The sequence below is a fragment of the Amycolatopsis alba DSM 44262 genome, from assembly GCF_000384215.1.
GTDB classification, from domain to species: Bacteria; Actinomycetota; Actinomycetes; order Mycobacteriales; family Pseudonocardiaceae; genus Amycolatopsis; species Amycolatopsis alba.
The window spans coordinates 2,059,059-2,076,723 of the sequence record NZ_KB913032.1 but is presented as its reverse complement, the minus strand read 5'-3'; the positions used below and the strand labels follow the sequence as shown (position 1 = coordinate 2,076,723).

15 protein-coding genes and 1 tRNA gene are annotated in these 17,665 nt (G+C 66.7%); 8 read left to right on the top strand and 8 right to left on the bottom strand.

Annotation, left to right across the window (positions count from 1 at the left end; genetic code table 11):
• Nucleotides 1-4: 4 nt before the first annotated feature.
• Genes AMYAL_RS0109605 through AMYAL_RS0109590 form a run of 4 tightly spaced genes read left to right on the top strand, consistent with a single transcriptional unit; the run spans nt 5 to nt 3,602 of the window.
• On the top strand, nt 5-1,132 hold the full coding sequence (locus AMYAL_RS0109605; protein ID WP_020631092.1) for an aminotransferase class V-fold PLP-dependent enzyme: 1,128 nt from the start codon (nt 5-7) through the stop codon (nt 1,130-1,132).
• A gap of 23 nt (nt 1,133-1,155) precedes the next feature.
• A complete protein-coding gene (locus tag AMYAL_RS0109600; protein WP_020631091.1) occupies nt 1,156-2,163 on the top strand; it encodes a methyltransferase in 1,008 nt (335 codons plus the stop codon).
• A 33-nt stretch (nt 2,164-2,196) separates the two neighbouring features.
• Entirely contained in the window at nt 2,197-2,997 is an 801-nt protein-coding gene (locus AMYAL_RS0109595) for a metalloregulator ArsR/SmtB family transcription factor (RefSeq protein ID WP_020631090.1), read from the top strand.
• A gap of 5 nt (nt 2,998-3,002) precedes the next feature.
• Entirely contained in the window at nt 3,003-3,602 is a 600-nt protein-coding gene (locus AMYAL_RS0109590; protein WP_020631089.1) for a dihydrofolate reductase family protein, read from the top strand.
• Between the two features lie 415 nt (nt 3,603-4,017).
• Here the strand turns inward: AMYAL_RS0109590 and AMYAL_RS0109585 are convergent, their stop codons facing one another.
• A complete protein-coding gene (locus AMYAL_RS0109585; protein ID WP_143267882.1) occupies nt 4,018-4,233 on the bottom strand; it encodes an effector-associated constant component EACC1 in 216 nt (71 codons plus the stop codon).
• 83 nt (nt 4,234-4,316) lie between these two features.
• Between AMYAL_RS0109585 and AMYAL_RS0109580 the strand changes: the two genes are divergently transcribed.
• From AMYAL_RS0109580 to AMYAL_RS0109565, 3 genes are all read left to right on the top strand, one after another.
• The gene (locus AMYAL_RS0109580) at nt 4,317-4,940 is read left to right on the top strand and encodes a nucleotidyltransferase domain-containing protein (protein ID WP_026466903.1); all 624 of its coding nucleotides are present in this window, start codon (nt 4,317-4,319) and stop codon (nt 4,938-4,940) included.
• A 110-nt stretch (nt 4,941-5,050) separates the two neighbouring features.
• A complete protein-coding gene (locus tag AMYAL_RS0109575; protein WP_020631086.1) occupies nt 5,051-6,490 on the top strand; it encodes an ATP-binding protein in 1,440 nt (479 codons plus the stop codon).
• A gap of 564 nt (nt 6,491-7,054) precedes the next feature.
• A complete protein-coding gene (locus AMYAL_RS0109565) occupies nt 7,055-9,130 on the top strand; it encodes an N-6 DNA methylase (protein WP_143267883.1) in 2,076 nt (691 codons plus the stop codon).
• Between the two features lie 92 nt (nt 9,131-9,222).
• On the opposite strand, the gene AMYAL_RS0109560 is transcribed toward AMYAL_RS0109565, so the two are convergent.
• Nucleotides 9,223-9,296 (bottom strand) — tRNA-Leu (locus AMYAL_RS0109560).
• Between the two features lie 125 nt (nt 9,297-9,421).
• Between AMYAL_RS0109560 and AMYAL_RS0109555 the strand changes: the two genes are divergently transcribed.
• The gene (locus AMYAL_RS0109555; protein WP_020631083.1) at nt 9,422-9,643 is read left to right on the top strand and encodes a DUF3618 domain-containing protein; all 222 of its coding nucleotides are present in this window, start codon (nt 9,422-9,424) and stop codon (nt 9,641-9,643) included.
• A 3-nt stretch (nt 9,644-9,646) separates the two neighbouring features.
• Here the strand turns inward: AMYAL_RS0109555 and AMYAL_RS0109550 are convergent, their stop codons facing one another.
• The 6 genes from AMYAL_RS0109550 to AMYAL_RS0109525 all read right to left on the bottom strand — a co-directional run bounded on the left by AMYAL_RS0109550 (nt 9,647) and on the right by AMYAL_RS0109525 (nt 17,241).
• A complete protein-coding gene (locus AMYAL_RS0109550) occupies nt 9,647-10,057 on the bottom strand; it encodes a hypothetical protein (RefSeq protein WP_020631082.1) in 411 nt (136 codons plus the stop codon).
• 233 nt (nt 10,058-10,290) lie between these two features.
• Nucleotides 10,291-10,848, bottom strand: a complete 558-nt coding sequence (locus tag AMYAL_RS0109545) for a TetR/AcrR family transcriptional regulator (protein WP_020631081.1) — start codon at nt 10,846-10,848, stop codon at nt 10,291-10,293.
• A 145-nt stretch (nt 10,849-10,993) separates the two neighbouring features.
• Nucleotides 10,994-11,464, bottom strand: coding sequence for a helix-turn-helix transcriptional regulator (locus tag AMYAL_RS0109540; protein WP_020631080.1), 471 nt, complete (start codon nt 11,462-11,464; stop codon nt 10,994-10,996).
• A gap of 314 nt (nt 11,465-11,778) precedes the next feature.
• On the bottom strand, nt 11,779-13,392 hold the full coding sequence (locus AMYAL_RS0109535; protein WP_039793902.1) for an LCP family protein: 1,614 nt from the start codon (nt 13,390-13,392) through the stop codon (nt 11,779-11,781).
• 160 nt (nt 13,393-13,552) lie between these two features.
• Nucleotides 13,553-15,730 carry a phospholipase A2 gene (locus AMYAL_RS0109530; RefSeq protein WP_020631078.1) on the bottom strand — a complete coding sequence of 726 codons (2,178 nt, stop codon included), beginning with the start codon at nt 15,728-15,730 and terminating at the stop codon, nt 13,553-13,555.
• An 80-nt stretch (nt 15,731-15,810) separates the two neighbouring features.
• Entirely contained in the window at nt 15,811-17,241 is a 1,431-nt protein-coding gene (locus AMYAL_RS0109525) for a GGDEF domain-containing protein (protein WP_020631077.1), read from the bottom strand.
• Nucleotides 17,242-17,665: the final 424 nt, after the last annotated feature.

Sequence of the window (17,665 nt, the reverse complement as noted above, 5' to 3'; positions counted from 1 at the left end):
CCCGATGACTCCGTTGCCGCGCGAGCAGTTCCCCGCCGTGAACCGCTGGGCCTACCTCAATCACGCCGGGATCTGCCCGCTGCCGACGTCGTCGGTGGAGGCCATGCACCGGCAGGCCGTCGAAGTGTCGCTGGACGGCGAGTTCACCTATGCCGCGCACAGTGCGGCGATCGAAGGGGCGCGCGCCTCGGCTGCGGCGCTGATGGGGGTCCCGGCCCGTGACATCGCCTTCGTGAAGAACACCAGCACCGGCCTCGGTTTCGTGGCGAACGGGCTGGAGTGGTCACCCGGCGACCGCGTCGTCATCCCCGACGGCGAGTTCCCGTCCACCTTGTATCCGTGGCTCGCGCTCGCCGATCGGGGCGTGGTGGTGGACCGCGTGCGCGGACCTCTCACCACCGAGGCCTTCGCCGAGACGATCGCCGCCGGTCCGCCGCCCAGGATCGTGGTGACCAGCTGGGTCCGCTTCGGTCACGGCGGGCGGGTGGATCTCGCGGCGCTGAGCCGGGTGTGCCGGGAAGCCGGGGCGCTGTTCTGCGTCGACGTCATCCAGGGGCTCGGCGTGATCCCGGCGCGGCTGGAGGAATGGGGCGTCGATTTCGCGATGGCCGACGGCCACAAATGGCTGCTGGGGCCGCAAGGCTGTGGCGTGTTCTACGTGCGGGAGTCCTGTTTGGACCTTCTGCGGCCGCTGGAGCCGGGCTGGAACTCGGTCGCTCATCGAGAAGACTGGGACAACCTGGCCTACGTTCCCGATGTCACGGCCCGGCGGCTGGAAGGCGGTATGCCGAATATCGCCGGGATCGCCGCCCTCGGCGCCTCGATCGATCTGTTGCTGTCCGCGGGAATCGAGGAGATCTGGTCGCATGTGGACGGTCTCTGCGAACGGGCGGCCGAAGGGCTCGCCGGGATCGGTGCGACGGTGCTTTCGGAGCGCGATGCCGGGTATCGCTCGGGAATCCTGTCCGTGCGCGTCGACGGGATGCCGGTCCCGCTGCTGGCGGAACGGCTCAAGGCGAGAGGGATCGCCTGCTCGGCGAGATCGGGCGGGCTCCGGATCTCGCCGCACGGTTACAACACCGAGGGCGAAATCGATCGCCTGATCGTCGCGGTGCGGGAGATTTTCGCTTGACCGCGCTGCCACAGTAGATCTTCGTGGCGAACCATGACAACGACAGAAACGATCTCCTCCGACTTGCCGGGCTGGCGACGCCGATGGCGCTGCGGGTCGCGGTCACCCTCGGGCTGCCGGACCGGCTGACCGGCGACGGCGCTTCCGCCGCGGACCTGGCAGCGGAACTCGGCCAGTCCCCGCTCGCACTCGATCTGCTGCTGGGGCACCTCACCACTCTCGGCGTCCTGGAACGGACATCGACCGGCTATCGCACCACCGGCTACGGCGCGAACCTTCGCGCCGACGCCGGAAACGGCCTCGCGGGCCTTCTCGACATGAACGCGGCCGGCGGGCGGGGCGAATTGGCGTTCGTCGAACTCGCGTACAGCGTCGCCACCGGCCAGGCGGGCTACATCCGCCGCTACGGCCAGGACTTCTGGGCCGATCTCGCCGAGCACCCCCACCTGCGGGAGACGTTCGACCGGCAGATGACCCAGCGGTTCCTGAACCAGGTGCCGGGGCTCGTCGCCGGTTTCGACTGGTCCCGCTTCGACACGATCGTCGACGTCGGAGGGGGTCACGGCAGCCTGCTCGCCGCGATCCTGAAGGCGAATCCCTCGGTGCGCGGCCATCTCGTCGACCTCGCGCCCACCGCGGCCGCCGCCGAGAAGGAGCTGCGCGAGCAGGGCCTCGAAGACCGGACCGAGGTGACCGCGGGCAGCTTCTTCGACCCGCTCCCGGCGGGAGCGGACGCCTACCTGCTGTCCGACATCCTCCACGACTGGGACGACGAGCACGCCCATCGCGTCCTGGCCCGGTGCGCCGAAGCGGTCCGTCCGGGAGGACGTGTCCTGGTCATCGAGGCGGTCGGCGGACTCGGGGCGCAAACCGAATGGGACCTGGTCATGCTCGTGCTCTACGGCGGCCGCGAGCGACGTCTCGACGAGCTCCGCGATCTCGCCGCCGCGCACGGCCTGGTCTTCGACTCCGTCACCACGCTGACCGAGCAGCGCAGCCTGCTGGAGTTCCGGGTCCAAGATATTCCTTGACAAGAATATTCTGGCGAGTGAATACTTCTGGGCATGGAGCAGATCGCGGCAGCGCTGGGAGACGGAGCGAGGTGGCGCATCGTCGAGCTGCTCGCCGAACGGCCCCGGTCCGTCGGTGAGCTCGCCGAGCTGACCGGCCTGCGGCAGCCGCAGACCACCAAGCACCTGCAGACCCTCGCCCGTGCCGGTCTCGTGACGGTCTTCCCGCTCGGGCAGCGTCGCGTCTACGCGGTCGAGGCGGGCCGGCTGAAGGACTTCGAAGGACAGTTGCGGGCGCTGATCGCGACCATCGAGGCGAACGAGGGCGAGCGAGATGTCCTCACGCGCTATCAGGCCGCGATCAGCGAGAGCGTGGCGGTCGCGGACCACGACCGGTGGGCGGACGGGCGGACGTTCTCGTTCGACCGTCCGCTGGCCGCGTCGCGGCACGACGTCTGGCGGCATTGGACCGAGCCCGCGCTGCTCGCGTCGTGGTGGGCGCCGCCCTCGATGACCGTCACCGACTGCGTCCTCGAACCGTGGGCTGGTGGACGAGCGGTGCTCGACTACCGCGACGCGGAAGGGCGGTATCGCTCCGCGGGCGAGGTCCGCGCCGCGACCGAATTCGAACACCTTGAGTTCGACCTCTCGGTGCTGGACGCCAAGGGGGCAGTCTTCTTCACCGGTCACTACGACCTGAAGTTCACCGAGGTGCCGGGCGGGACCCGGCTCCGGCTCGATCTGCGCGTCACCGAAACCACGGTCGAGGCCGTCCCCTTCATCGCCGGGATCGAAACCGGCTGGGGCCAGGTGCTCGACAACCTCGCTGCCCGGCTCACTCAAGAAAAGGACTGAACGACATGTCGAACCCGACCGGCCGCCGCGTCACCGCGAACATCAGCCTCACCCTCGACGGCCACTACAGCGGTCCCGGCGGTCCCGGCGACATGGGCGCGATCGTCTCGTACGCCACCACCGACGTCGCCCGCGCGCACCTCGCCCGCATCCACGAAACCGCGACCACCGCGGTGCTCGGCAGACTGAACGCCGAGGGATTCCTGGGCTTCTGGCCTGCCGTCGCCGTCGACGAGAACGCCGACCCACGCGACCGCGCCTACGCGAAGTGGCTGGTGGACGCCGAAAAGGTGGTCTTCTCCACGACACTGACCGACGCACCCTGGGACCGCGCCCGCGTCGTGAACGCCCCGGCCGCCGACGTCATCGCCGACCTGAAGGCGAACGGGGAAGGCGACATCCTGGTCAACAGCAGCGCCGGCGTCATCAAAGCCTTGCTGGCGGACGACCTGATCGACCGGCTGTACCTGATGATCTGCCCCGAGATCACCGGCGGCGGGCAGCGGCTGTTCGTCGACGGTCTGCCCGCGTCGAAATGGACGCTGGCCTATCAGGAGGTCGGGGAGCCGGGAGAGATGGCGCTGGTCTACGACCGGGTGCGCTGATCATCCGGACTCGTGATTGGTACGGATGGTTCTAACGGACCCGTATTTGCCTACCCACTGGTGTGGCTGGCGGTCGGGTGTGGAGGATCTGGGACGTTGAACGTCCTGATTCCTCCACGCTCGGTCTCGGTGATGAGGGATTTGGGACGTTGAACGTCCGGAAACTTCCCTCGTCGCGTATCTGCCACTGGTCGTGACCGGTGCGACCTTGATCAACGGAGGATTGGGGACGGTGAGTGTCCCGGATCTTCCGTTGATCAAGATTCAAGACCGGGCGACCCGCTCGACGGTGAAGGAATCAGGACGTTGAACGTCCCAATTCCTTCACCGTCGAACCGACAGCGCGGAACCGCCACCCATGCGCAGGTCAGGCGTGGGTAGGTAAATGCTGGTCCGCTCTAACCGTCCTTACCACTCACGAGGCGCCCTGATCCTCCGGTGGTTCGCCTTCCAGGGCAGGGCGCCGATGCTCACTCTTCTCGATCAGTTCACCGATCTCGCGGATCACGCCCTGAGCGTCCTTCGCCCGGTTCACATTGATCTTGATCTGCGTTCCTTCACGGCTCTTGATCGTGAGAGTGATGTCGGCCCGCGTCTGCGTGAGCCAAGTGGTCACCGAGCGGGCGAGCACCGTGCCCACTATAAGACCGCTATATGTACTATAGTTGGGCATCCTGTACTATAGTTGTCACGGCTTCCCTGAGGAGTTGGACCGTGGACTTGAGCCGGCCGTTGATGACGGTCACCCCAACGCTCGACGGCGACGTCCTCGCCGTGCTCGCCAACCATGACGGCATCTTCACGACCGGCCAGTTGCATCGCCTTCTGACGAGGCATTCGGAGGAGGGGATTCGCAAGGTGCTGCGGCGCCTGACGAAGCAGGGTGTCGTGCTGTCCGACCGGGTCGGCAACGCGTTCGCGTACCGCCTCAACCGTGACCACCTCGCGGCGGAGCACATCATCGGGCTCGCGCAGCTTCAGAAGACGCTCTTGGAACGCATCGAGGACCGCCTCGAGTCCTGGGAGATCCTGCCGGTCTATGCCGCGGTGTTCGGCTCGGCGGCACGTGGCGGGATGGCGGAGGACAGCGATGTGGACCTCCTGCTGATCCGGCCGGATGACGCCGACGACGACCGATGGGAAACGCAAGTCCATGAACTGGCGGTCGAGGTGACCCGCTGGACCGGCAACGACGCTCGCCCTCTGGAGTTCGCCGAAGCTGAACTCGCCGACCGAGCGTACGACGAGGCTGTTCTGCGCGATGTGGCACGAGATGGGCTGACCGTGGCCGGGAGCCGGGCATGGCTGACCGGTCGCTTGCGAAAGAGAAAAGGCTGACGTCGGGTCGTCCGGCAGTTGTGTGCTCGGGTTCGCTCGTCTCATCAGGCTGGGTAAAGTATGATTCAATCTAAGTAAGATTAGATCATACTTAGATAAGGTCAGAGGTTGTGAGATTTCGAGGACGTTCGAACGACCTGAAGCTGCTGGACAGGCAGCTGTGCGTGGTCCGCGACGGGGTCGCGACGACCCCTGGGCAGGCCGTGATCGTCACCGGTCGCCGCCGGGTGGGAAAGTCCCGGCTGGTCCAGGAGTTCTGCGACCGCTCGGATGCGCCGTATGTGGTGTTCCAAGCCTCGCGTGGTCGGAATCCGGCCGCTGAGCGTGGTGACTTCACCGCTGCGCTCGCCCAGTCCTCACTCCCCGGTGCCGATCTCGTCGCCGGGGCGGTCGGCGCCGATTGGAACCAGGCCTTGCGAGCCCTGGCGATCGCTGTTCCTGAGCGCGAACCGAGCATCGTCGTCCTGGATGAGGTGCCCTGGCTTGTTGAGCAGGACAGCGAGTTCGAGGGTGCCCTTCAGACCGTTTGGGATCGGTACCTGTCCGCCAAGCCTGTGCTCTTGCTGCTTGTCGGCAGTGATCTTTCGACGATGGAGTCCCTTCAGGAATACGGCCGGCCCTTTCATGGCCGTGCCGCCCGTATGCTGGTTCGTCCTCTCAACCCTGGCGACGTGCAGGAGATGACCTCGCTCGAATCCGCCGAGGCGATCGACGCGTTCCTGATCACGGGCGGCTTTCCCGAGATCGTCCAACGCTGGAAGCCGGGCACCGACCGGCAGGCGTTCCTGTGCGACCAGCTCTCGGACCCGCTCTCCCCGTTGCTGATGGCCGGGGAGCTCTCGCTGCTCGGCGAGGTCCCCGAGCCATCGCACAGCCGCTCGGCTCTGGAGGCGATCGGTACCGGTGAACGGACGTTCAGCACGATCGCCAACCGGATCGGAGCCGGTGACCCGATTCCGTCGGGCACTCTCGCACCCATCCTGAACACCTTGACGGCCAAGCGCATCGTCGCCGTCGACACCCCACTGGCCACTCGCCCCGACACCAAGAACAAGCGCTACCGGATCGAAGACTCGTACCTGCGGTTCTGGCTGGCCTTCCTGCAACGGGGAATTGGCGAGGTCGAACGCGGGCGCGGTGATCTGGTCGCCGCGCGGATCGAACGATCCTGGACATCATGGCGCGGCCGCGCTGTCGAACCGGTCATCCGTGCCGCTCTCACTCGGCTGTTGCCCGACGACCGCCTGCCCGACGCGGAGTTCGTCGGTGGCTGGTGGAATCGGCAGAACAACCCTGAGATCGACCTGGTCGGCGCCGACCGTGAACAGCCCGCGGCGACCCGCATCGCGTTCACCGGCTCGATCAAGTGGCTGGAGAACGACCTCTTCGGAAGGCGCGAGCTGGAAAGTCTCATCGCCGGATCCATGACGATCCCTGGACGTGACCACATCACTCCGCTGGTCGCCGTCTCCCGCAGTGGTGTTGAGGAAGGACTGCCGCTGGCGGCCACTTTCGGCCCGGACGAGCTCATCGAGGCATGGCGGCGCTGAGGACGCTCGATCCGATGATGTCCCTGGGCGACACGAGTGATCTCATCTGCGGCCGCTAGCTCTGAGAGCTCAGTTTCACGTGCTTGCTACTGGAGCCTGCGGTCGTGATCTGTGACTCCGGTCACGCTTCGGTCTCGTGCATTGCCGGACTCCGGAAGCTGCGCGTCGCTTGCCGTGTGCCTGTGAGCAGCCAGATCGCTAGCTCGACTGTGCGCAGCATGGCTGCGCATGTAACCAACGGGTCGGCGAGGTGAGTCGTACTCGTTAGGCCTGGTCGAATCTGGCTGCTAATTTGACCTTCGTTCGGCCGCTGCCTCCGGTGGACGTGCGGCGAAGGCGGTCAGGGATTGAAGACGGGGTTATGCGCAGCCCTGCTGCGCACAGCTCCAAAATTGAAGGCGAGGGGAGCCTGAGAGTGAAGTCGTTCTTTGAGCTGCTTGGGAAGGCGATGCAAAGCACGGGTATGACGCTAAGGCTGTGTCTGTTGGTGCTTGTCGTCGCGGTGGCGTACCTCATCAGTCAGAAGTAGGTCAGGTCGGAAAGAGGAGATTTCACGTGGAGAACATGGCGGCGAAGAGTCACGCAGCTGACGTCGTTGACCGGCTTTGGCGAACGTACGCGCCCTATCAGCGGGGCAGGAACACGTTCGGTGACCTCGCATCCATGCTCGCGATCCTGGTACTTGCACGCTTCGTCGAGTCGGAGGGAGATCCGGAGGACGAGTTCGTAAAGCGGTGGGGGCGCGCTGTCGCGGAGGCCGGAATCGGCCTCTCGCCGCTGATCGATCTGCGGGCTGCGATGACGAACGCCAGCCGGCATGCGCGCTTTCCCGTGCCCGACCTTCGCGATCTCAACGTCGGGTGGCTCGCCGGTGATGAAGAGTCGGACGACATCCCATGGGCGGCCGCGTTCCTCGTCGCACTGGGCCAGCGTCCGACGCTGGCCGAGGCCGGATTGCCGGAGGTCGGCGAACTGCTCCTCGAACGCCACGTCCAGGAGGGCACCGTTTCCGTGGGAGAATTCTACACTCCGCGTGCTGTCGTACGCCTGCTCGTCGAGCTGGCGTCCCCGCAGCCTGGAGACCGGATCCTCGATCCGGCCTGCGGGTCCGGTGGTCTGCTCGCGGCTGCGGCACAGCGAATCGCCGGGTCCGGTCGGGTCGATGGCGCTTCCTTCGAGGCATACGCCACGGATCGCAGTAACCCGCGGTTGGCGATGATGAATTTGGCCATCCATGGCGTGGATCGGCCCGTCGTACGTGCCTCTGATCCGGTGTCGTTGTTCCAGGGCCGGAACAGCGGCCTTTTCGACCGGGTGATCAGTAATCCACCGTTCAATCAGCGCGTGGAGGACATCGACGCCGTAGGCTGGCCCTTCGGTCAGCCGTCTGCGTCCAATGCGAATTTCGCCTGGCTTCAGCTTGCGTGGACCCGGCTGAGCGAGGACGGGCTCGCAACGATGATCATGCCGCCGCGGGCCGCCTGGTCCGACGGCCGTGAGGCGGAGATCCGCAAAAGAATGATCACCAGCGGCGCGCTCCTCGGCATCATCGCGTTGCCGCCGAATCTTTTTCCGCACACTTCGATCCCGGTGCACATCTGGATGCTCGCCCGCGACAAGTCCCGCCATTTGCCGAGCGATGAGGCAGATGCCGTTCTCTTCATCGACGCCAGCCGGCTTGGGACGCAGGTGCCTAGGCAGCCACGTGTGCTGACCACGGAGGACAAGAACCGCATCGACGGCCGGCTTCATGCGTGGCTGCGGTCTCCTCGTGCAACGCCCGATGAAACAGGGTTTTCCTGCTCGGTCACGCATGAGGAGATCCTTGAGAACGATGGCAGCCTCGACCCCCGGTTGTACGTCGACGTCGAGCAGGAGTGGTCGACATCGACGCAGGACATGGATCTATTGCTGGGTGAGCTGGTTCGGCATGACGGAGCCATGTCTGATTCCAACGCCGACCTCCTGAGGAACTTCAGCCGGTGCGAGCGATTGACTCGCAGCGGGATCGAACCTCCGAGGGTGTCGCTCGTAAGCATCGTGAGCGGCACCGGAGAAGGCGCGGTCGAAGACTCGGGCCCCGGTCTGCTCGTCGCCGGGCCTTCGGGAAGCCTCATCCGTGCCGAAGACTACGTGGATGCCGGCGGTGTCCCTGTCGTCATGCCCAAGGACCTGACAGGTAACGGTTTCAGCGTTGCGAACATCAGATACATCACTGAGCGGCAGGCCGAGAGTCTGGAACGCTTCCGTCTCCGCCGTGGTGACGTCGTGCTGGCACGCCGTGGAGAGCTGGGGCGATGTGCTGTTGTTCGTCAGGAACAGCAGGGCTGGCTTTGTGGAACCGGCTGCTTCGTGCTTCGGCCTCCCGCCAGGCTCAACGCCGACTATCTCGCGGCGTACCTCCGTAGCCCAGAGGCGCGTAAGTGGCTGGAAGCCCACTCCACGGGAAGCATGACCATGAAGACCATCTCGCTCAACGTGTTAGGAGAGTTACCGATCGTGCTACCTGATCTCGGGGTGCAGCAGGTGATAGCCGACGCGATGACGCGGCTGGATGAACATGAGCGACTATTGCGAGAGCAGCTCGCACTGGTGCAGAAGATCCGCCGTGACGCGCTGACCGGGTTCTTTCCGAGCTAGGCGTGGTCGTGAGTCGGCCAGACTCGGATCAAACCAGCCTGGATATCAATGATCCGTAGTCAACCCGAGACCTCGGGTGCTGACGTGCTGGGTGGGCCCGGAGAGACTCGAACTCTCACTGGCACGGACCTAAACCGTGTGCCTCTGCCAATTGGGCTACGGGCCCCCAGTACTGCCCTGAAATCGTATCGTGCGACACGATCGGCGTTTCTCGGCGTGGCCGGTGCCGCCGCGGGGGGTGGCGTCCTCTAACGTGGGCTTCCAGCAAGTCCGTCGCGGCGAGGAGGACACGTGGCTCGCGATCCCGAGACCATCGAGCGTGAGATCGAGCAGGCCAGGAACGCGCTGGTCGCCACGCTCGACCAGCTGGGCACGAAGGCGAACCCCGCGAAGCTGGTGGATTCCGCGAAGTCCGGTCTGCGCGCGAAGCTGGACGAGCCCAAGGTGAAGTACCCGCTCATCGGCGGGGCGGTGCTGATCGGCGTGCTGCTGATCCGCAAGCTCCTGAAGTAGCTCTCAGGAGGTCTGGGCCGCCTTGGCGGGTGTCTTGGCAGGCTCGGCCTTCTCCGGGGCCTTCGCCTCGTCGACGGCCTTCGGGAGCTCCTTGCCTTGCGGCACCGGGGGCTTGGCGTCGATCTTCTCTTTGGCCTTGCCGTTCGCCGGGGGAGGAACCTCGAGCGGTTCGATCTCCGGGAGCGTCAGCCTCGCCGTCATGTAGGCGGCGGTGAAGTCGAACGCACTGCCGTTGAGCAAGTGCACCACGGTCGACCTCTCCGGCGGGGACAGTTTCTCGACCAGCTGGTCGGCCCGGTCCCTCGCCGCGATGATGCCCGGTGCGCGACCGGTCAGTTCCTTACCGGAGCCGCTGACCGTGACCTTCCAGTCGTCGTCCTCCTGGACGTACGACGCGGTGATCGGTTCGGTCATCCGCCTCACCCCTCTCCTCGCGAGCATGCGTCACTCTGTGGACTTCGCCACGCCCTCGTCATGACGCCACTTTCGGGTAGTGGCGCCCCCTCCTGACCGAGGCCGTGACTGTCCATCAGAGTTTCTACAGTGTCATCGATACAGTAGGACAACTCTGTGTCACAAGACACTGGCGGCAATGTGCTCTGAGTGACGACCGAATGGCCTAATGCACGCGCATCTTCACAGTCGTTTCAGCGGGCCCGCGCGGACAGGCCCGGCCAGAGGACGTCCATCGCGTAGTCGGTCGCCAGTTCGGGGCTGACGTCCTCGTGCCGCTCGCACCAGATCGCGAGCCGTTCGCACGCGCCGACGACGAATTCCGCGGACGCCTCGGCCCGCAGGTCGTCGCCCGCGTCGAAGTAGTCGCTCATCAGCGCGGCGATCAGGTCGGTCTGCTGGCGCCGGGTCTGCTCGATCTCGTCGGCGGCGCCGGCCCCGATCAGCGCCATCTCGTGGCGGAGCAGCGACCAGGCCTGCCGTCGTTCCCGGATGAAGACGAAGAAGGCGAGCAGGCCGCGCCGCAGCGCGTCCTCGGCGGACGTCGCGCCGGCGGTCGCCCGTTCGGTGACCTCGCGCAGCGCCGCCCGCGACTGCTGGATGCAGGCCAGCAGCAGCCCCTCTTTCGAGTTGAAGTACTCGTAGAGCATCGGCTTGGAGACCCCGACGCGTTCGGCGATGTCGTCCATCGACGCCGCGCCGTAGCCGCGTTCGGCGAAGACTTCCTCGGCAATTTCGATCATCTGCCGCATTCGCTCTGCTCGTGGCATGCGTTTGCGCTTCGCCGTCGTCACGGCGACATTCTACCGAAGGTAACCTACTTTGAGTAAGAAAGAGGGAGGGTCCGTGAAAGCCAAGATGGGGGGCATGGCCTTCACGGACCGGGGAATGCCGCGCTCATGAGGGGTTGAGCCGGCGAAGCCTTCCGATGAGATCGACGGTGGGGATGCCGCAGAGTTCGGCCATCCGCTCCAGCGCCGCGAAGTCGAGATGGACTTCGGCGGAACCGTTGTCGCCCGGCCGTTTGAGCCGGTCGTCCGCCCACCGTCGCAGGGGGAGCAGTTCTTCCTGGTCGTCGTCGATCACCAGGCGCAGGTCGATCCGGACCCGGCCCGGTTCGTCCACGAACACCCGGCGGTGCACCTTGGCCAGCAGGTCCTGTGGCAGCTCGTCCATCGCGACGCACAGTTCGACCAGCCGCACCACCGAACAGTGGCGGGTGCCCAGCTCGTAGGTGGCCAGCGTCTGGAGCGAGATCTCGCTCTGCAGATGCTGGTTCAGTTCCTTGCGTGTCCAGCCACGTTTACGGCGGAGCTTGCGGAGCTCGTCTCCGAGTATCCGCTGATAGCTCTCAGCGTCGATCAGCACTCTCCCCGACCCCTCTTCCACCGGCTCGCTCCCTGTGACAAAAAGCGGCACGAGCGCACTCACGTGTATGAAAGTCGGCAGGTCGCCCGCTCTTACGCGGTTTCGGGGGTGCTTTTCATACCGATTTTGACCTGTTGGGCCGAACGGGTGAAGAAAAGGCGTGCGGAGGGCCGTTTCGGTGGCCGCCAGGGTTCATCCGGGCCCCGCGCCACCTGGGGCGCCGTGTCGCGAAAGCCACTTTCAGGACATCTGACGTCCCGAAAGTGGCTTTCGCGACGCTCGCACGGACAGGATCACGCGCGCTGGAGGGCGCGTTAGTTGACGCAGGGGACACCTTCGGCGGTGATCGGCTGCTCGTCGGACTGCTGGGGCGGCGGAGCGGCGGCGTTCTGCGAGGAGCCGGAGCCCTCCGCGCCGCTCGGCGCCTTGAAGTCCGAGCCGAGGAAGACCATCACATGCCCGGCCTCGACGCTCTTGTCCTCTTGGACCGTGGGGTTGCCGCCGAGCGCGTCGGCGACGGCCTGTCCCGCCGCCTTCTCGCCCTTGGCGACCCAGACCACCGTCTTCTTGCGCGCGCTCGCGGTGGCCGTGTCGCCCGCGGTGAAGCCCTTGTCGACGAGCTGCTTCAGCACCGCCGAGGCCAGTCCGTCCCGTGTCGTGGAGTTCCGGACGTCGACCGTGGTCGCCTTGTTGGGCGACTCGGCGGACGGCGGCGGCTGCTCGCCGGGCTGCGGGCCCGCGAGCCCCTGGACGAAGTCCTTGACCTGTTTCGGGTCGACCTGGATCGCGACGCCGTCGTTCGGGGTCTTGTACTCGATGTTGACGACCGGGATCGTCCGGAACTCGAGCTGCCCGCCGGTCAGGCCCTTCATCTGCTGCGCAAAGCCGAAGATGTCCCAGTTCTGGTTGAGCACGACCGACTTCTTGATGGCCGCGATCAGGTCGTTGAGCCTGCCAGGATTCGTGAGCGTGCCCGCCGAGAGCACCTTCCGTGCCATCCCGGCCATGAACACCTGCTGCCGGACGACGCGGTCGAGGTCGCCTCGCAGCAGCCCGTGGCGCTGCCGGACGAAGCCGAGCGCCTCCACGCCGGAGATGGTGTGCGGGCCCTTGGTGAACTTCGCGCCGGAGAACTGGTCGTCGACGTCGTCGTTGAGACAGACGTCGACCCCGCCGATGGCCTGGGTGATCTCGCTGAAGCCCAGCAGGTTGATGGCGGCGTAGTTGTCGATGGTCGAGCCGGTCAGCTGCTCGACCGTCTTGATCAGGGTCTTCGCTCCGGCCTCGTTGGCCTTCTGGTCGAGTTCCTTCGGGTCGGAGACGCCGTTCTCCTGCTGCTTCTTGCGCTCGTCGAGCATCGCGCGGGCATACGCCGAGTTGATCTTGTGCTTGCCGAAACCGCCGGGAATGTCGACGTAAGAGTCGCGCGGCAGCGAGATCGCGACGGCTTTCGAACCGTCGTTCGGGATGTGCACGAAGATCAGCGAGTCGGTGTTCAGCTCGCCGTCGGCCTGCCCGGCGCGCAGCTGGGCGAGGACCTCCTTGGACAGCGGGTTGCCCTGCGCGTCCGTGCGGCTGTCGAGGCCGACCAGCAGGATGTCGCGGGCACCGTCGGCGGGCTTTTCGCCCTCGTCGGCGCCGATGCCGACGTTCGCGAAGGTCAGTCCGTCCATCGCGGCCCACGCGTATCCGGTCAGGCCCATCACCAGCAGCGAGACGATGCCCAGTGCGATCTTGGGCCCGCGGAACGGGCGTCGCGGGGAACGCCGCGGTTCGGGGCGGCGGGGCGGTGGACCGGCGGCCTGGCGGGCGGGCGCCGGGCGGGCTCCACGAGGCGGGGCCGGGCGGGAAGGAACGCGTCCGGGCGCGTCCTGCCTAGGCCGGGCGGGACGTCGATCCCCATGCCCATTCCGAGGCGGGTACTCCACGCGGTCTGCTCCTTCTGCTCGTACCGGTCGACGGTCTTCTCAAGGGACGCATGGTGCCTGTTGCGGGTTGTCGCAGGATTACACATCCCCCCGAAGATGTGGCACGCACCACCGGTTTCTCCTCAATGGTACGGAGAATGCCTGGTCAGCGCTGTACGACTCAGGGCAGGACCCGCCGGGCCGCGCGGGCCGGGACCAGGGTGGCGGCCGCCGCGAGCATCGCGACGACGATCGTCGCGACCGGCAGGGCGACCGAGGCGGCGCTGACGTGCTTCCCGTCGAGGGCGCCCATCAGGGGCGGCGCGCACGCGACCGCACACACCAGCCAGGTCCCGGTCATCCGGCTGGTGCCGTTCCGCACGGTGTGCAGCAGGTACACCCCCAGCAGCAGGTTGACCAGGCTCTGGACCGGCCCGAACCGGAGGCCGAGGAGGTCGGCGTCGGCCGACGCGCCACCGAACCGGGTCAGCGCGAACCCGAACACGCCGAGCATCGCGTACGCCATCCCGACCGTCGCCGCCGCACGGCAGAACACCGCGGCGCGCAGGCCCGGCTCGTCGACCGCCCGCTGCTGCGGTCCACGCGGTTGAGTGTTCCAGTGCCGCTCGAACCACCAGAAGACGAGGACGGCGGGCACGGCCAGCAGGGCGAGCGCGAGCAGGATCCTCGGCCGGACCAGCCAGCTGAGCCCGTCCACGAACGGGCCCGGCAGGTAGACGACCGCCACGAGCAGCAGCATCGCGGACAGGAAGCCCAGGTAGAGGCTCATCGGGGCGCGCAGGACGAGGCGGGCGGCGGCGGCGATCGCGGGACGTCCACCGAGCCGCGCCAGCGGCCGGGCGAGCAGGCCGAGCAGCGCGAGCTGGACCAGGCCGAGCAGGAGCACGCCCCACGGCGGGCCCGACAACGCGGCCGGGGCGCCGGGACCGCCGAGCAGCATCGGCCCTTCGCCGCGGACGGCGACCGCGAGGCCGAGCCCGGCGGCGCCGGTGAACGCCGTCATCAGGAGAACACCACGCGGCAGGCGGACGCCGTCGGCGTGGGCGAACGCCAGCTGCTGGACGAACAGCGCGAGGAACAACGTCTCCGCGTAGCGCGGGACAGGCGAACCGGACCACTGCGCCGCGGCTTCGCTCGCCAGGGTCAAGGCCAGCAGCCCGGCGATGGAGACGGTGCGCGTCCGGCGATAGAGCGCCAGCAGCGCCGGCGCGAGGACGACGGTCAGCAGGAAGACGCCGAGCAGCCAGAGCGGGTGCAGCGCGATCCGCATGACGGTGGCGTTCGTCCCCGTCGGGATCCCCAGTACTTCCAGCGCGAGCGGGACGACCAGCGCGACGACGGCGAAGATCAGCGCCGGGCGCAGCAGTGGGCTCGCGCGGTCGGCGAGGTACTGCGGATAGTGGCCGCTCCTCGCGCGGATCGAGCGCCAGCCCGCTTCGTTGATCCGGCCCACCGCGAAGAAGATCAGCGGGCAGAGCTGGGCGAGCCAGGTGAACGGCCACAGCGACCGCTCCGGGGCGCCCGCCCAGTGCGCGAGGGCGACGGCGGATTCGCCGAGCAGCATCAGCACGACCCCGGCGACCCCGAGCAACGCCCAGCGGCCGACCGGACGCACCGGGCGCGGCTCGCGGGGAAGCGTGACGGTGGTCCGGCGGAGGCGGGCCCAGCCGCGCAGGCGGAACACCAGCAGCGCGCCGATCACCAGCACCCCGACGATCATCGGGCCGAGCGGGTCGCCGACCGGCGGTCCCCAGCGCTGGTGCCAGGAGTTGAGCACGAGGCCTGCGGTGTAGAGCGAGGCGACGACGTCGCAGGTGCCGCGTGAGTCCATCGGGTTGATGACGCAGGTGTGGTGCATGTCGGCCGAGAGCCGGTCGTCGAGCGAGGCCCTGGCCTCCTGGCCGAGCGGGTGCCCCTTGCGTTCGGCGTAGCGGAGGATGTCGTAGCCGAGGTCGTGGGCCTTGCAGGGGATCGCGTAGTCCCATTTGGTGTTGTCGTCGCCCCAGGGCGCCGAGCAACCCCCGTCGGTGTGGACGGCGCGCACGGTGCCGTCGCGTGCCGTCATCACACCGGGGGTGATCCCGCTGACCGCGGTGAAGTCGGCGGGCAGTTCGGCGATGACGTTCTCGACCGGGCCCGGCCGGACCAGCGCGTCGACCGCGTTCTGGGCGGCGAGGAGATCACCCGTCGGCGGACCCTGGTCCGGCGGCGAGGCAGGCCGCGACGCGATCAGGCCGAACCCGAACACCAGCACCGTGACCAGCAGCAACCAGCCGGAAGTCGACCAGGGCCGCCGGATCCGGGCAGGCGGGCCGTCGGATTCGGCTGTCGCTGACATGGCGTCCAGGGTGCCATCCGCCGATCGGGGCCGACATCCGGATAACCCCCTGGTTCACCCACCGGGTGCCCGGATGGCCTTCAGTCCGACGGAGCGGGCCGTTCCACGTCCTGGGCGAACCGCACCTGGTTCCGGCCGTTCTCCTTGGCGACGTAAACGGCGGCGTCGGAGGCGTGCAAGAGCTCCTCCAGTGATTCACCGTGGCGAGGGAACAGTGCCGCTCCGATCGAGGTGGTACGGCCCGAGATCGTGACGCGGCTGCCCCGTTTGTCGGTGGTCACTATATGCAGTTCGGCGATAGCGCTGCGCACTCGCTCGGCGGCGAGTTTCGCCGCCGTTTCGTCGATATCCGGGAGTAGTACGAGGAATTCCTCGCCGCCGAACCGGCCGATCACGTCGGCGGGCCGGGTGACCTCGTCCAATTTCTGTGCCACATCGCGGAGGACGTCGTCGCCAGCGGGATGTCCATAAGTGTCGTTAATCCACTTGAAGTGGTCGAGATCAATCATCAGAAGTGCGAGGTTGTCGTCCGATCGGGCGGTCCTTCCGAGCGCCCGATCGGCCGACTCCGACCATCCGCGCATGTTCAGAACACCGGTTTTCGGGTCCGTCCGCGCATCGTTTTGCAGTTGGTCGATCTCGGCGAGGCGATTGAACACCACCGTCACCACGGCCATCACGATCACCATCGGCGGCATGATCAACAGCAGTACCGCGGTGACCGCGCCGAGGCCGATCGTGATGGCTTCCAGCAGGTTGTCCGCCGTATTGCCCAGTACGGTCGACATCGAGGGCCGCTTCGGCGAGCCGATCGCGAGGATGCCGCCGATGTAGGCGATCTGGACCGCTTCGAAGACCATCCCGGTGAGGATCAGGACGCCGAATTCGCCGAAGGTGTCCCAGCCGGAAATCCGGCCCCATTCATGCGGCCCGAACGCGGCGAAGGTGAGCGACGCCAAGGTCACCGAAACGCCGTGGGTGACCGACGAGAACACGAAGTTGTGCGCGGGCCGCCGGGCGATGAACCAATGCTGGATCCGGACGATCGCGATGATGGAAAGCGTCAGTGAAAGCGGCAGGATGACCGCCGCTGGAAATGTCCAGACCGCGGTGAGGTCGATGAGGACGGTGCGACTGCGATCGCGTCGCCTTTCCTCTTGGCGCTGGGTGAGCTGAATATGTGCCGTCGCGCCGACGGCGAGAATCGCGAAACGAACCCAGTCTGTTTTTCCCGGATTCGTGGAATGCATCGTCGCGAAGACCATGATCGCGATTCCGATGACCTCCATCGCGAAAAGGAACGCGATGAACCGTTTCGGCCGCTGCCACAGGGCCCACGCCCTGGGATCGTACGGATGGCGCTGCGGGGGTTCACCCTGGTCACCTTCCGGGCTTGTCTGCCCGCGTTCGGTCACCGGTACACCGCTCTCCGCGTCGGCCGTCGCCGCTCGCTCGTCAAGGTCGCCGGTGCCGTCGCCGTGCTGGCGGCCGTCGCCGGTCTCGGCTGGCAATTGCTACCTCTTTTCCGCGCGGAGGGCACGGTTGAGTAATCTCACCGGTACCGACTGATACACCGTTCGTATTCCACGGCCGGTATCATCCCATCGCATCAGTTGTTCGACACCGGCGAGGGTGCCCGTGAACACCGACCGGAGGTGGCAATCGTGTCCCGTGATTTCTGATCTTGACAGCTGAATGTTTTTCGAGAAGCGACGCGGAAGGGGTGACGGATAGTGTCCAGTCGTGACTTCTGAGCCCGGACAAGGTATTAGTTTGCAGCAACGAGGTGGCCGGGAGGTGTGTGACCGTGTCGAGCCGTGACTTCTGATCGAGTGTCGTTTCTTTTCGCCCGTGTACCGAAGACCCTGGTGTTGAAGCGGTGTTCCGTCGAGATCTCCGAGTACGAACCCACCGGGCGGCTGTGCCGCCTCAGGG

What these genes read in the sequence shown, in the direction of transcription:
- AMYAL_RS0109605 (WP_020631092.1), top strand. Translation starts at nt 5, where the DNA reads ATGACTCCGTTGCCGCGCGAGCAGTTCCCCGCCGTGAACCGCTGGGCC.
- AMYAL_RS0109595 (WP_020631090.1), top strand. Translation starts at nt 2,197, where the DNA reads ATGGAGCAGATCGCGGCAGCGCTGGGAGACGGAGCGAGGTGGCGCATC.
- AMYAL_RS0109590 (WP_020631089.1), top strand. Translation starts at nt 3,003, where the DNA reads ATGTCGAACCCGACCGGCCGCCGCGTCACCGCGAACATCAGCCTCACC.
- AMYAL_RS0109565 (WP_143267883.1), top strand. Translation starts at nt 7,055, where the DNA reads ATGGCGGCGAAGAGTCACGCAGCTGACGTCGTTGACCGGCTTTGGCGA.
- AMYAL_RS0109550 (WP_020631082.1), bottom strand. Translation starts at nt 10,057, where the DNA reads ATGACCGAACCGATCACCGCGTCGTACGTCCAGGAGGACGACGACTGG.
- AMYAL_RS0109545 (WP_020631081.1), bottom strand. Translation starts at nt 10,848, where the DNA reads ATGCGGCAGATGATCGAAATTGCCGAGGAAGTCTTCGCCGAACGCGGC.
- AMYAL_RS0109530 (WP_020631078.1), bottom strand. Translation starts at nt 15,730, where the DNA reads ATGTCAGCGACAGCCGAATCCGACGGCCCGCCTGCCCGGATCCGGCGG.